Source organism: Enterovirga sp. (genome assembly GCF_028290205.1).
GTDB lineage: Bacteria > Pseudomonadota > Alphaproteobacteria > Rhizobiales > Beijerinckiaceae > Enterovirga.
The window spans coordinates 1-13,847 of the sequence record NZ_JAQGKF010000173.1 but is presented as its reverse complement, the minus strand read 5'-3'; the positions used below and the strand labels follow the sequence as shown (position 1 = coordinate 13,847).

The window sequence follows — 13,847 nt, the reverse complement described above, 5'->3', positions numbered from 1 at the left end:
AGGCCGGCCACGGCCCGGGCGGCGCGGCGGCGGTGCAACTCCCACAGGGCGCGCGAGCCGGGATCGCTGCTGCCGAGGGCGAGCGAATCTTCGAAGGCGCGGGCCGGCCGGTGCCCGGCGCCGGAATCCCGGTCTACCCGGTCGAGGGCCAGGTCCCGCCGTGGCATCCGGAAGCGCAGCGCCGGCCAGAGCGAGAGCAGAAACGCGAGCCCAAACAGCGCGAGCCCGACCTGGCGGCCCAGGACCGACAGGTCCAGCCACAGGCCCAGCCATGAGACGGTCAGAAACAGGAGGAGGACGGCGAGGGGGCCCCAGAGAATGGGCCAGGCCCGCTCCCAGACCAGGCTCGCCGTGGCCCGCCGCACGAGCTCCGACAGGTGCTCCCGCGCCCGGTTCTCCGGGCCGATCGGCACACCAGATCCGGCGTCGCGGTCCGTCATGTGGCAGCGACCGGTGGCGAGGAACGGTCAGGCGTCATGAGCCCGAGACTAGCACGCCGACTCGCCGCGGCTAGTGCAGCCCTTTGGCGCGGGCCCGTCGCGTCAGGTGACGAGCCAGCCGGGCATCCGGTCCTCGCCGATCAGCTCCTCGAGGCTGCGGCGCGGCCTGACCACGTCGAAGCCCTCGCCATGGACCAGAACCTCGGGCACCAGCGGGCGGGTGTTGTAGGTGCCGGCCTGCACGGCGCCATAGGCGCCCGCCGTCATCACGGCCAAGAGGTCGCCGGCCTTGACGGCGGGCAGATTGCGGCCCCGGGCGAGGTAGTCACCGGTCTCGCAGACCGGGCCGACCACGTCGGCGGTCAGCCAGGCGCCCCCGGCGGCCGGTTCGGCCACGGGCACGATGTCGTGATGGGCGTCGTAGAGGGTCGGCCGGATCAGGTCGTTCATGGCCGCGTCGACGATCACGAAGGTGCGATCGAACCCCTGTTTCACATAGATCACGCGGCTCAGCAGGATGCCGGCGTTGCCAGCGATCATGCGGCCGATCTCGAAGACGAGCTTCAGCCCGAGGTCGCGGGTGTGGCGCGTCACCACCTCCGCATAGGCGTGGGGATCGGGCGGCGGCGGGTCGCCCAGCCGGTAGGGGATGCCGAGGCCGCCGCCGAGATCGAGATGCTCCAGCGGGTGGCCCGCCGCCATGAGGTCGCGGGCCAGTTCGGCCAACAATGCTGTGGCGTTTCCGAACGGCGCCAGGTCGGTGATCTGGCTGCCGATATGCATGTCGACGCCGGTGATCCGGAGCCCCGGCAACCGGGCGGCGGCCGCGTAGACCTCACGCGCCCGGGAGATCGGAATGCCGAACTTGTTCTCGGCCTTGCCGGTCGCGATTTTGGCATGCGTCCGGGCGTCCACGTCGGGATTGACCCGGACGGAGATCGGAGCCCGCGTGCCGCGGGATTGCGCCACCGCCGAGAGGGCCTCCATCTCGGGCTCGCTCTCGACATTGAAGCACAGGATGCCGGCATCGAGCGCCGCCGCCATCTCGTCCGGGCGCTTGCCCACGCCCGAGAAGACGATGCGGTCGGCCGGGGTCCCGGCCGCCAGGGCACGGCGGAGCTCACCTTCGGACACGATGTCCATGCCGGCGCCGAGCCGGGCGAGGGTGGCCAGCACGGCCTGGTTCGAGTTCGCCTTGACGGCGAAACAGACCAGCGCGTCCTGGCCGGCGAACGCCTCCGCGAACACCCTGTAATGGCGCTCCAGGGTGGCGGTCGAATAGCAGTAGAGGGGTGTCCCGACCGCGGCTGCGATCCGGTCCAGGCTCACGCCTTCGGCGTGCAGCACCCCGTCACGGTACTGGAAATGGTGCATCCCGGGGCGCGCTCTTAGAGCAGCGGATCGAGGATGAAGGGTTCTTTCGGCACGGTGTAGGCGCGGGAGCGCCGTCGGGCCGGCACGGGGGTGGGTTGCGGCGAGACCCCGGCATTGGGGTCCTCCTCGTCGGTCTCGTCATCCACCGTCAGCTGGGTGCGCGAGGCCGGCGAGGTCGCGAGCGCGCCGGCATTCGGCCGCGCATCACCCGGAACGGCGGCCCGTCCCGTGGCCGAGGCCGACGGAGCCGCGCTCGAAGGCGGCTCCGGCTGGCCGCGCCGGCCGCAGGCGCCGAGGCCGAGCACCATCACGCCCGCCATCAGGAGGGCGAGAAGGGGTGCGCGCCGGGCGCTTCCTGGGAAGCACGTCATCCAAAGGGCTCCGAAAGGTCGGCCAGCTAAAGCACAAGCCTCGACGTCACGCGAGCCCGCCGGCGCCGCCGGATGCGCGAGAGCCCTCGCGGAGGCGTTCAAGCCACAGGTTCGCCTGCCGCCGCACCTGCTCCGGCGCGGTGCCGCCCTCGCTTGTGCGGCTGCGCACCGAGGCGTCCACGCCGAGCACGGAGAAGACCTCCGGACTGATCCGGGGTTCGACTGCCTGCATCTCGGCGAGGGTCAGCTCCTCGAGCCCGACCGCGCGCGCCGAGGCGGCGCCGACCAGCCGGCCGGTGACGTGGTGGGCGTCCCGGAACGGCAGGCCCAGCACCCGGACCAGCCAATCGGCGAGGTCCGTCGCAGTCGCATAGCCCGCCCCGGCCCACCGCCGCATGGCGTCACAATCGGGCTCCATGTCGCGGACCATGCCGGCGGTCGCCGCAATGCACAGGGACAGCGTGTGCAGGGCGTCGAAGGCGCCTTCCTTGTCCTCCTGCATGTCCTTGCCATAGGCGAGGGGCAGGCCCTTCAGCACGACCAAGAGCCCCTGCAGGGCTCCCAGGATGCGGCCCGTCTTGCCCCGCACCAGCTCGGCCGCATCCGGATTGCGCTTCTGCGGCATGATCGACGAGCCGGTCGTGAAGGCGTCCGACAGCCGCACAAAGGCGAATTGCGGCGTCGTCCAGAGCACCACCTCCTCGGCAAAGCGCGACAGGTGCACGGCCGCGATCGCGGCGGCGGCCAGCGCCTCGAGCACGAAGTCCCGGTCGGAGACCGAATCGAGGGAGTTCGCGGTCGGCCGGTCGAAACCCAGCGCGGCAGCGGTGCGCCGGCGGTCGATCGGGAAGGAGGTTCCGGCGAGCGCGGCGGCGCCGAGCGGGCATTCGTTGAGGCGCCGGCGCGCGTCGGCGAAGCGGCCGCGGTCGCGCCCGAGCATCTCCACATAGGCGAGCAAGTGGTGGCCGAAGGTGACCGGCTGCGCCGATTGCAGGTGGGTGAAGCCCGGCATCACGGCGTCGGCAAACGCCGCCGCCTTCTCGGCCAGAGCGAGCTGGAGGTCGGCGAACTGGCCGTCGAGCGCGTCCACCGCGTCGCGCGTCCACAGCTTCATGTCGGTCGCGACCTGGTCGTTGCGCGACCGGGCCGTGTGCAGCCGGCCCGCCGCGGGGCCGATCAGGTCCCGCAGCCGGCTCTCCACGTTCATGTGGATGTCCTCGAGGTCGCGGGAGAAGCTGAAGTCCCCGCGCTCGATCTCGCCCCGCACCGTCTCGAGGCCGGTCCGGATCGCCACCCCGTCCTCTGCGGACAGGATGCCGGTTGCTACCAGCATCTCGGCATGCGCCAGAGAGCCGCGGATGTCCTGGTCGGCGAGGCGCTTGTCGAAATCGATGGAGGCGTTGATCTCCTGCATGATCTCGGCAGGGCCGCTTCCGAAGCGGCCGCCCCACATACGGTTGCTCATGCTCTCGGCTCGTCTTTCGTGAAAGTTCAGCTCACTCGCCGGCTCGTCGGGGGAGCCCTGGCGGCGGCGGCGCTGCTTGGGCTCGGCCTATACGGGACCGCCCGCTACGCCGGCAACCGGCCGGATCCGTCCTGCACCGTCTCGGCCGCCACGCTGTCGCGCCTCGGGCCCCTGGCCCGCGGCGAGGTGGCGGCCTTTCAGGTCGCCGGGCGCGCGGCGCCGGCCCCGGCCCTGCGCTTCAACGCCCCGGACGGCGCTCGGCTCGCGCTGTCGGATTTCGGCGGCAAGGCCGTTCTGCTGAACCTCTGGGCGACGTGGTGCGAGCCGTGCAAGCGGGAGATGCCCGCGCTCGACCGGCTGCAGGCGGAGTTCGGTGGGCCGGGTTTCGAGGTCGTCGCCGTCAACATCGACACCCGCGACCTCGAGCGCCCGGGCGCGTGGCTGCAGCAGGCCGGCATCACCTCGCTGGCCCGCTACGCCGACCCGGAGGCGAAGATCTTCCAGGAGCTGCGGGCGGCGGGGCTGGCCGAGGGACTGCCGACCACGTTGCTGCTCGGGTCGGACGGCTGCCTCCTCGGGCGGCTGAGCGGCTGGGCCGAGTGGGCGAGCGCCGAGGGGCGGGCGCTGGTCTCGGCCGCGCGGCCCTGATCACGCTTGCGTGCGGCCGGCCGGAGGTACGGCTCTGCACCGCAACGGTCCCAACCTGTCGGCGTTTTGCCCGCACGGTCCTGACCCGGGCCAGCAGTGCTCTCGTGACGCGCGAGGCAGGAGACACCCATGGACAGACGAATGATTTTGCTGGCGCTCGGCGCCGCGGCCGCGGCCGGCCCCGTGGCGGCCCAGACCGGCCAAACCGGCCAAACCGGCCAAAGCGGGCAGGCCGGCCAGACGGGCCAGGCGGGCGCCGGCCAGCGCGGCGCGATGGGCAACGCCGAGATGGAGCACGCCCGCAAGACGCTGATGGCAGGCACGGTCGCTCTGCAGACGAGCGACATCGCCATGCAGAAGGCGTCCAATGCCGGCGTGAAGCAGTTCGCCAAGTTCGAGCATGACGAGCAGACCACGATCGCCGAGGTGCTGAGGAGCATGGACGCCTCGCTCAAGCCGGCGCCCGATCCGAAAATGGCCGACATGGTCCAGAAGCTGCAGTCGGCCCAGGCCGGGGCCGCCTTCGACAAGATGTACGTCACGGGCCAGATCGAGGGTCACCAGAACCTGCTGGCGATCCAGGAGGAGTACCTCAAGGGCGGCAAGGACGTGCACCACACCGGCATGGCCAAGCTGGCCCGTGCCATGATCCGTGAACACCTCGTCCATCTCGGGGAGTTGCAGAAGTCGCTCGGCTGACGCGCCGCGCCGGTCCGGTTCGCGCCTTCGGGCGGGATCGGAACCGGCGCCCTCGCGTTACGGTCCCGCCACCGGCGTCAGCGAGCCGGAGCGGAGGGGACCATGACACAGCCTGCCGACGCGGCCGCCGAGGCCACCAAGTCTCGCAAATCGACGGGTGTCGGGGCCACCGCCAATCCGGGTGACCGCAAGCTGCCCGAGAACTCCAAGGAGAACCTCGACAAGCAGCTCGACAACGCGGTCGAGGAGACGTTCCCCGGAAGCGACCCGGTCTCGGTGAAGATCACCAAATAGCGGCGCGCCGCCTCCGGGCGGAGAGCTACTGGTTTTCGAGGAGCCGCCGGGCGATGACCTGCGCCTGGATCTCGGCGGCGCCCTCGAAGATCGACAGGATGCGGGCGTCGCAGAGGATGCGGCTCACCGGGTATTCGAGGGCGAAGCCGTTGCCGCCGTGGATCTGCACGGCATTGTCGGCGGCCGCCCAGGCGACGCGGGCGCCGAGCAGCTTCGCCATGCCGGCTTCCAGGTCGCACCGGCGGCCTTCGTCCTTGGACCGGCCGGCGAAATAGGTCAGCAGCCGGGCGATGTGGGTCTCGACCGCCATCAGGGCGATCTTGTCGGCGACGCGCGGGAACGCGACCAGGGCGCGGCCGAATTGCTGGCGCTCCTCGGCATAGCGCAGGGCCACGTCCACGGCCGATTGCGCGACGCCGACCGCCCGAGCCGCGGTCTGGATGCGGGCCGATTCGAAGGTCGCCATGAGCTGCCGGAAGCCCTCGCCCTCGACCCCGCCGAGCAGGTTGTCGGCCGGCACCGCGAAGCCGTCGAACGACAGCTCGTATTCCTTCATGCCGCGATAACCGAGCACCTCGATCTCGCCGCCCGTCAGCCCCTCCACCGGAAAGGGGTCCTGGTCGGTGCCGCGCGGCTTCTCGCCGAGGAGGATCGACAGGCCGCGATAGCCGGGCTGGTCCGGATTGGTCCTCACCAGCAGCGTCATGATGTCGGCCCGAACCGGATGGGTGATCCACGTCTTCGCCCCGTGGACGCGCCAAGTGTCGCCCTCCCTGACGGCGCGGGTCCTGAGCGAGGCGAGGTCCGACCCGGTGTTGGGCTCGGTGAAAACGGCGGTGGGCAGCAGCTCGCCCGAGGCGATCCTGGGCAGGAAGCGGCGCTTCTGCTCGTCGGTGCCGCCGCCGAGGATCAGCTCGGCCGCGATCTCCGACCGGGTGCCGAGGGAGCCGACGCCGATATAGGCCCGCGAGAGCTCCTCCGAGACCACGCACATCGACACCTTGGACAGGCCGAGCCCGCCATACTCCTCCGGGATCGTGAGCCCGAACACGCCGAGCTCGGCCATCTGCTCGATGACCTCCATCGGGATGTACTCGTTGCGCAGGTGCCAGCCATGCGCGTGCGGCTCGACCTCGGCCTGGGCGAAGCGGCGCATCTCGCCCCGGATCGAATCGAGGGTGTCGTCGAGGCCGGCATCCGGGGTGGCGCCCTCACGCAGCAGGGCGACCAGCCGGGCGCGGTTCTCCGCCGTGTTGCCGGTCTCGATCAGGTCCTCGACCTCGGCCGAGCGGAAGCGCGCCGCCTCCCTGGCCGGGAGCCCCAGCTCCGCGAGCCGCGCCGTCTCGAGTTGGCTCATCGGGATGCCGGAGAAGAGCTGGTCCAGGTACTCGCCCGCGCCGATCCGCACGAGCAACCGCTCGACCTCGCCGAGCCTACCTTCCGGCTCGAGGCGCCCCGCGTAGCGGGCGAGTTCGTCGAGGGCAGCCGCGTAGGTCGCGGCCCAGGCGAGGCCGTGGGTGGCGTGCTGCTCCGCATCGAGCCGCGCCGGCGACAGACGCCCGTCCTCCACCACGGTCGACCGGACCCGGCGCGAGGCCTCGGCCACGAGTTCGCGGGCGCGGCCCGCGGCCGCCTCCAGAGTGGTCGAGAGATTCGGCGCGACGGCGGCGGAAGCAGGTGAAGCAGACATGCGGCTTCTTTATTGGCAGCCGGCCCGCCGTCAAACGATTATGGGCGCGCCGCGAGGGCCACACCCAGCACGGCCACCGCCATGCCGGCGATCTGCACGGGCCCCATCGTGTCCCCGAACAGGGCGTTGCTCATCAGCAGGGCGATCGGCGGCACGAGGAAGAGGACCGAGGTCACGCCGACCACCGCGCCGCGGCTGATCATGAACAGCAGCAGGCCGACGGCCCCGATGGAATTGCCGAGCACCGACCACACGTAACCGACCCAGAAGGCGGGCGTGAACTCGATGCGGCCCGTCTCAAAGGCGCAGGCGAGGCCGAGCACCAGCAGGAACGAGGCCCCGAAATGGATCAGGGCCGCCATCCGCAGGTCGATCGCCGCGCCGGTTCGCTTCTGCCAGATCGTGCCCGCCGTCATCGCCAGCAGGGCACCGATGGAAGCGGCGAGCGCGGGCCCGGGATAGGCCTCCGGCCCGCCGAGCTTCGGCCAGAGCACAAGCCCGACTCCCAGGAAGCCGGTCGCGATTCCGCCCCAGCGCAGCGGCGAGACGCGCTCGCCCAGGAGCGTTCCGGCGAGGAGGGCGGTCAGCAGTGGCTGTGCGGCCGCGATCAGGGCCGCGACCCCGGCCGGGATGCCGTGCGCGATCGCCCAGAACACGCAGCCGAGATAGACGCCCTGGAGCAGGAGCCCGGCGACAACCGCATCGCCCCAATCCCGGGCGCGCTTCGGCCAGGGCGCCCCGACGGCGAGCACGAAGGCCAGCAGAATTGCCGTGGTGGTGCCAAATCGCCAGACCAGAAAGGTCATCGGCTCGACATAGGGCGCGACCAGGCGGGCCGACACGAATCCGGTCGCCCAGAGCACAACAAAGGCGGCCGGGACCCCGATCGACAGGAGCCCGGAGGAGGGGAGCGAGCGGCGCACGAGAACTCAAGCGGAGGTAGAACAGGTGTGCCCTGCATAGCGCAGGACGACGCGGGCCGCTTGCACGCTCCGGCCGGGGCTGCCATGTCCGCGGCGGAGAGCGGGACGTGCTGCGGCCGAAATCCTTTTTCGAGATCCTTGCGCTCGCCTTCCAGCGCTTCGTCATGCACGACGGCTGGGCGATCGCGAGCCACATTGCGCTCTCCGTCCTGACCTCGATGTTTCCCTTTCTGATCCTGCTGACGGCGCTGGCGCCGCTGTTCGGCTCGGCCCCGCTCGCAGACGAGGCCGCCACGCTGATCCTGGAGGCGTGGCCCAAGGAGGTCGCGGGACCGATCGCCGGCGAGGTCCGGACCGTGCTGACCCAGAGCCGGCGCGACATCCTCACCTTCGGCGCCGTTCTGGCCATCTACTTCTCGTCCTCGGGGGTCGAGAGCCTGCGGGTCGGGTTGAACCGGGCCTACGGGCGACCGGAGGTGCGGGCCTGGTGGGTGACCCGGCTCGAATCGATCGCCTACGTGATCCTGGGCGCCTTCACGATGCTGGCCTTCGCCTTCCTGGTGGTGCTCGGGCCGCTGCTGTGGCGGGGGGCGACCAGCCTCGTGCCCGAATTGTCCACCTTCAAGCTGACCGTGACGCTGCTCCGCTTCACCATCGCGACGGCAGCCATCGTCGGCGCCCTCGCGATTGCTCACAAATTCGTGGCGGCCGGCCGTCGCCGGTTCCGCGACATCGTCCCGGGCATCTGCACCACCCTGCTGCTGTGGCTCTTCGGGGGCCTCGCCTTTGGCTGGTACCTGGACCGCTTCGCGACCACCTACGTGTCCATGTATGGCGGCCTCGCGACCGCCATGGTGGCGCTGGTGTTCCTGTACTGGCTCGCGGCCATGTTCCTGTTCGGCGGCGAGGTGAACGGCACGCTGATCGCTGCCCGCCGGCGGCGTCTCGCGGAAGCCATGCGGCCGCAACCCATCACGGACGGTCTGCCGACGCCCTGACCGGGACGTCGGCCAGCCTCCGCCGCCGCTCCCGGAGGCTCGGGAGTTGGTGCGGCGGGCAGGTCGCGATCCGCCGCCCGGCTCTGCACGCGGGCCGGCACGCGCCAACCTCGGCCGCACGAGGCCGGCCGTCGCCTTGGTCGCCACCGCCGTGAACCGCCCGGAGAGAGTGGAAACACTCCGTTCATCTGACCTCGTCATCAGTTGCTTTGTTGGAAACAGACAAAGTCCGATGACGCGGCTTCGAAAACTGTCGATCAGGCTCCGCATCGTGCTCCTGTGCGCGATCCCCCTCGTGCTCATCGCGGCCCTGATTGCCGCCGTCTGGCTTGCCCGGCGCGACGCCGAGGCCGCCTACGCCAGGCAGTCGCGCTTCTCCGAAACACGGCTCCTGGCGACCCGCATTCTCGAGAAGGCGGTTTTCCTCCGGGTCGCCGCCGGAGATGCGAGCGCCGCCAGCACCGCCCTGTCGATCCAGGCTGCGCGGAGCCGCTTCCGGCTGACCCATGACGAGCTCGCCGGCTTTTTCGAGCGCCTGTCCGCCGCCACGGACGATGTCGCCCTGGACGAGCGGATCGCAGCCCTTGCCACGGCTGCGATCCGGGCCCGCGATCTGCATGCGAGCTTCCTGGCGCTGGGGGACGAATTCGGCGGCGACGGCACCGGCTTGACGGGCGCGCTGCAGGCCAAATCGCTCGAGTTGGAGCTCATGGCGAGAAACCGGCCGCTTCCGGCCTCCGTTGCGGGGCCGGCCGTCGCGGCGGTCACACGGCTCAAGGCGATCGAGCGCGACACGATGCTCGGGGAGCCGCGGCCCGGAGCCATCACCTTCGCCGAGGTGGCCGCGGCCTTGAAGGCGGTTCTGCGCTTCGCCGAGCAGAAGGGGGAGATCGGGCCGGAGTTGAGGCGCGAACTTTCCGCCTACGAGGACGTGTTCAAGGCCTGGGTTCAGGTCAAAACGGAGCTGTCGGCCAACCGGGCCCGGCTCGGAGCGGCGATCGACGCCATCATCAAGGCCGCGAGCTCGCTCGAGGCCGAGACGGGCGCAGCCCAGGCCGAGGCCCTGGCCAGCACAACGGCCCGCATCCGCCACGGCACCTCGGTGATGGAACTCGGCCTCGTCGGCGCGCTGCTGTTCCTGGTGGCCTTTGCCGTCGCGTTCGGCCGCAGCCTCATCCTGCCCATCCAGGACATCACGCGGGCCACAAACCGGCTCGCCGCGGGGGAAGACCGGGTCGAAATCCCGCATGTGGATGCCAGGAACGAGATCGGCAGCCTCGCCCGCGCCCTCGTCACGGCACAGGAGAACGCCGCCGGCCGGGCCCGGCTCGCGCGGATCAACACGGCGGAGGCGTCCCGGCGGGAGGAGCGTGCGAACGAGGTGGCCCGTCTGGTGGAGGAGTTCGAACGCGCCGGCGTGGCGGTGATCGGCACCGTGACCGGGGCGTCCCGGCTCCTCCACGATGCCGCCGAGCGGGTCGGCGCGAAGGCGCGCGACGTGGCCGGACAGGCCGGGGCCGCCCTGGAGGCGGTCGAGGTCGCCGCCGACAACATCCGCATCGCGACCGGAGCGGTCGAGGAACTCGCCTTCTCGACCGCGGAGATTTCCGGAAACGCGGCGGGCTCGCAGGACGTGGTCGGCAACGCGGTCGCGATGTCCTCCCGCACGGCTTCGGCTATCGAGGGTGTGGCCGGCCAGGCCCGCACCATCGGCGAGGTCATCGATCTTATCCGTTCGGTGGCGAGCCAGACCAACCTCCTGGCGCTGAACGCCACCATCGAGGCCGCGCGGGCCGGGGAAGCCGGCCGCGGCTTTGCCGTGGTCGCCGCGGAGGTGAAGTCATTGGCGCAGCAGACGGCCGCCGCCACGGACCGGATCGCCGCCGACATCTCGTCCCTGCAATCTGCGGCGTTCCAGGCCGCACGGGACGTGGTCTCCTTCTCGGCGGTGATGAACGAGGTGGCGAGAGCCACCGGAGCAGTCACGGCCGCGGTGGAGGAGCAGAAGGCCGCATCGAGCGAGATCGCGATCCGGATGGGGGAGGCCATGAACCAGTCGCGCCAGGGGGCCCACGCGATGCGGGACGTGACCGTGGCGGCCGATGCCGCGGAGATCATCGGCGGCGATGTGGCCCGGCTGGCAGAGGAACTCGGCGCCGCCGCCCGCCGCCTGTCTGGCGAGATGCAGGGCTTTCTGCGGAGCGTGCAGGCGGCGTAGGCGCCGCCGACGGCCGGATCAGCTTGCCTCGCGGCCCGCCTCCAGCACGTCTTCCAGGGTCCTGAGGCCCGGCCGCGGCGCGTTGACCAGCACGGCCATGTTGCCGGGCTTATGCTCGTTCTTCCACATCAGGGTGTGGGCCTTCGGAATGTCGGCCCAGGGCAGCACCTCCGACATGCAGGGGTCGATGCGCCGGTCGATGACGAAGCGGTTGGCCGCGGTCGCCTGTTTCAGGTGGGCGAAATGGGAGCCCTGGATGCGCTTCTGCCGCATCCAGACGTAGCGGGCGTCGAAGGTGAGGTTGAAGCCGGTCGTGCCGGCGCAGAACACCACCATGCCGCCGCGCTTCACCACCAGCGTCGACACCGGAAAGGTCTGCTCGCCCGGATGCTCGAAGACGATGTCGACGTCCTTCTTGCCCGTGATGTCCCAGATCGCCTTGCCGAAGCGGCGGGCCTCCTTGGTCCATTCGGCGTATTCGGGCGAGTTCACCTTGGGGAGCTGGCCCCAGCAGTTGAAATCCTTGCGGATGATGACGCCCTTGGCGCCGAGCCCGAGCACGTAGTCGCGCTTGTCGGGGTCCGAGATCACTCCGATGGCGTTGGCGCCGGCCGCCGCGCAGATCTGCACCCCGAACACGCCGAGGCCGCCCGAGGCGCCCCAGACGAGGACGTTCTGGCCCGGCTGCAGCCGGTGGCCCTGGTGGCCGTAGAGCATGCGGAAGGCCGTCGCGAGGGTGAGGGTGTAGCAGGCGCTCTCCTCCCAGGTGAGGTGGCGCGGACGCTCCATGAGCTGGCGCGACTGCACGCGGCAGAACTGGCCGAAGGAGCCGTCCGGGGTCTCGTAGCCCCAGATCCGCTGCGAGGAGGACAGCATCGGGTCGCCGCCGTTGCACTCCTCGTCGTCGCCGTCGTCCTGGTTGCAGTGGACGACCACCTCGTCGCCGACCTTCCAGCGCTTCACCTTGGCGCCGACCGCCCAGACGATGCCGGAGGCGTCCGACCCGGCCACGTGGAACGGCCCTTTGTGCACGTCGAAGGGTGAGATGGGCTCGCCGAGGCCCGCCCAGACGCCGTTGTAGTTGACGCCCGCGGCCATCACGAGGACGAGCACGTCGTCGTCGCCGATGGGCCAGGTCGGAACGACTTCGAGCTGCATCGACTCTTCGGGCGGGCCGTGGCGCTCGCGCCGGATCGTCCAGGCGTGCATCTGCTCCGGAACATGGCCGAGCGGCGGAATCTCGCCGATCGCGTAGAGGCTCTTCGGCTCCGAAGTCCTGCGCAGGGCGACAACCGACATGAGCCTCTCCGATGGTCTGACTTAGGCCCACCCTATTTGGCGCTATGCTGCACGGCAACATGAACATAGGTTGAGCCGCCGGTGCCGCAGCGGTGGCCGGCCCGGCTCTGCGGAGACATCCCTTGAACGCGACGCCCGACAAGCCTTGGCTGTTCCGCACCTACGCCGGGCACTCCACCGCGACGGAGTCGAACGCGCTCTACCGCAGCAACCTGTCCCGGGGGCAGACCGGGCTTTCGGTCGCCTTCGATCTCCCGACGCAGACCGGCTACGACCCGGATCACGAGCTCGCCCAGGGTGAGGTGGGCAAGGTCGGCGTCTCGGTCGCGCATCTCGGTGACATGCGGATGCTGTTCGACAGCATTCCCCTCGCGGCCATGAACACGTCCATGACCATCAACGCGCCGGCCGCCTGGCTGCTGGCGCTCTACCTGGCGGTGGCCGAGGAGCAGGGCGCCGATCGGCGGCTCCTGCAGGGGACCACGCAGAACGACATCGTCAAGGAATACCTGTCGCGCGGCACCTACGTGTTCCCGCCGGCGCCCTCCATGCGGCTCATCAAGGACGTGATCCTCTTCACCACGGCCGAGATGCCGAAGTGGAACCCGATGAACGTCTGCTCCTACCACCTGCAGGAGGCCGGGGCGACGCCGGTGCAGGAGCTCTCCTACGCGCTCGCCATCGCCATCGCGGTGCTCGACACGGTGCGGGACGATCCCGATTTTGACGAGGCGAGCTTCGCCGACGTGTTCAGCCGCATCTCGTTCTTCGTGAACGCCGGCATGCGGTTCGTCACCGAGATCTGCAAGATGCGGGCGTTCGCGGAGCTCTGGGACGAGATCGCCCAGGAGCGCTACGGCATCACCGACCCGAAGAAGCGCATCTTCCGCTACGGCGTCCAGGTCAACAGCCTCGGCCTGACCGAGCAGCAGCCCGAGAACAACGTCCACCGCATCCTCATCGAGATGCTGGCCGTGACGCTCTCCAAGCGTGCCCGCGCGCGAGCCGTGCAGCTGCCGGCCTGGAACGAGGCGCTCGGCCTGCCGCGCCCCTGGGACCAGCAATGGTCCATGCGCATGCAGCAGATCCTGGCCTTCGAGACCGACCTCCTCGAATACGACGACATCTTCGACGGCTCGAAGGTCATCGATGCCAAGGTCGAGGCCCTGAAGGCCGAGACCCGGCAGGCGCTCGAAGAGATCGGCGGCATCGGCGGCGCGGTCGCGGCGGTGGAGACCGGTGCCCTGAAGCGGGCGCTCGTGGAATCGAACGCCAAGCGGATCTCGGCCATCGAGGCCGGCGACCAGATCGTGGTCGGCGTCAACAAGTTCCAGGCCGGCGAACCCTCGCCGCTCACCGCCGGCGAGGGCGCGATCTTCACGGTGTCGGAGACCGTGGAGATGGAGGCCGAGCAGCGCATCCGCGACT

General features: G+C 70.4%; 13 protein-coding genes. 6 read left to right on the top strand and 7 right to left on the bottom strand.

Going from position 1 to position 13,847, the window contains the following annotated elements; translation table 11 throughout:
- The 4 genes from JWR86_RS12635 to argH form a co-directional block, all read right to left on the bottom strand.
- Positions 1–440, bottom strand: a 440-nt coding sequence (locus JWR86_RS12635) for a DUF4175 family protein (RefSeq protein ID WP_299565975.1), incomplete at its 3' end; no start/stop codon positions are given.
- A gap of 102 nt (positions 441–542) precedes the next feature.
- Positions 543–1,814, bottom strand: coding sequence for a diaminopimelate decarboxylase (lysA, locus tag JWR86_RS12630; RefSeq protein WP_299565972.1), 1,272 nt, complete (start codon positions 1,812–1,814; stop codon positions 543–545).
- Positions 1,815–1,828: 14 nt separating this feature from the next.
- Positions 1,829–2,185 carry a hypothetical protein gene (locus tag JWR86_RS12625; RefSeq protein ID WP_299565969.1) on the bottom strand — a complete coding sequence of 119 codons (357 nt, stop codon included), beginning with the start codon at positions 2,183–2,185 and terminating at the stop codon, positions 1,829–1,831.
- 46 nt (positions 2,186–2,231) lie between these two features.
- On the bottom strand, positions 2,232–3,650 hold the full coding sequence (gene argH, locus JWR86_RS12620) for an argininosuccinate lyase (RefSeq protein ID WP_299565966.1): 1,419 nt from the start codon (positions 3,648–3,650) through the stop codon (positions 2,232–2,234).
- An 18-nt stretch (positions 3,651–3,668) separates the two neighbouring features.
- Here argH and JWR86_RS12615 point away from each other — a divergent pair, with 18 nt between their 5' ends.
- The 3 genes from JWR86_RS12615 (at position 3,669) to JWR86_RS12605 (ending at position 5,291) form a co-directional block, all read left to right on the top strand.
- Positions 3,669–4,298, top strand: coding sequence for a TlpA disulfide reductase family protein (locus JWR86_RS12615; RefSeq protein ID WP_299565963.1), 630 nt, complete (start codon positions 3,669–3,671; stop codon positions 4,296–4,298).
- 129 nt (positions 4,299–4,427) lie between these two features.
- Positions 4,428–4,997: a DUF4142 domain-containing protein gene (locus JWR86_RS12610; protein ID WP_299565960.1), complete on the top strand. Its 570-nt coding sequence runs from the start codon at positions 4,428–4,430 to the stop codon at positions 4,995–4,997.
- 102 nt (positions 4,998–5,099) lie between these two features.
- On the top strand, positions 5,100–5,291 hold the full coding sequence (locus tag JWR86_RS12605; RefSeq protein ID WP_299565957.1) for a hypothetical protein: 192 nt from the start codon (positions 5,100–5,102) through the stop codon (positions 5,289–5,291).
- 25 nt (positions 5,292–5,316) lie between these two features.
- Here JWR86_RS12605 and JWR86_RS12600 read toward each other — a convergent pair whose 3' ends face one another.
- The gene (locus tag JWR86_RS12600) at positions 5,317–6,981 is read right to left on the bottom strand and encodes an acyl-CoA dehydrogenase family protein (protein ID WP_299565954.1); all 1,665 of its coding nucleotides are present in this window, start codon (positions 6,979–6,981) and stop codon (positions 5,317–5,319) included.
- Between the two features lie 38 nt (positions 6,982–7,019).
- On the bottom strand, positions 7,020–7,904 hold the full coding sequence (locus JWR86_RS12595; protein ID WP_299565951.1) for a DMT family transporter: 885 nt from the start codon (positions 7,902–7,904) through the stop codon (positions 7,020–7,022).
- 110 nt (positions 7,905–8,014) lie between these two features.
- Here JWR86_RS12595 and JWR86_RS12590 point away from each other — a divergent pair, with 110 nt between their 5' ends.
- The gene (locus JWR86_RS12590; protein ID WP_299565978.1) at positions 8,015–8,902 is read left to right on the top strand and encodes a YihY/virulence factor BrkB family protein; all 888 of its coding nucleotides are present in this window, start codon (positions 8,015–8,017) and stop codon (positions 8,900–8,902) included.
- Positions 8,903–9,134: 232 nt separating this feature from the next.
- Positions 9,135–11,120 (top strand): methyl-accepting chemotaxis protein, encoded by a 1,986-nt coding sequence (locus JWR86_RS12585; RefSeq protein WP_299565948.1) that lies wholly within the window; start codon positions 9,135–9,137, stop codon positions 11,118–11,120.
- Between the two features lie 18 nt (positions 11,121–11,138).
- On the opposite strand, the gene ccrA is transcribed toward JWR86_RS12585, so the two are convergent.
- The gene (gene ccrA, locus JWR86_RS12580; RefSeq protein WP_299565945.1) at positions 11,139–12,419 is read right to left on the bottom strand and encodes a crotonyl-CoA carboxylase/reductase; all 1,281 of its coding nucleotides are present in this window, start codon (positions 12,417–12,419) and stop codon (positions 11,139–11,141) included.
- Positions 12,420–12,541: 122 nt separating this feature from the next.
- On the opposite strand from ccrA, the gene JWR86_RS12575 reads away from it, so the two are divergent.
- On the top strand, positions 12,542–13,847 hold a 1,306-nt coding region (locus JWR86_RS12575; protein WP_299565942.1), incomplete at its 3' end, for a methylmalonyl-CoA mutase family protein.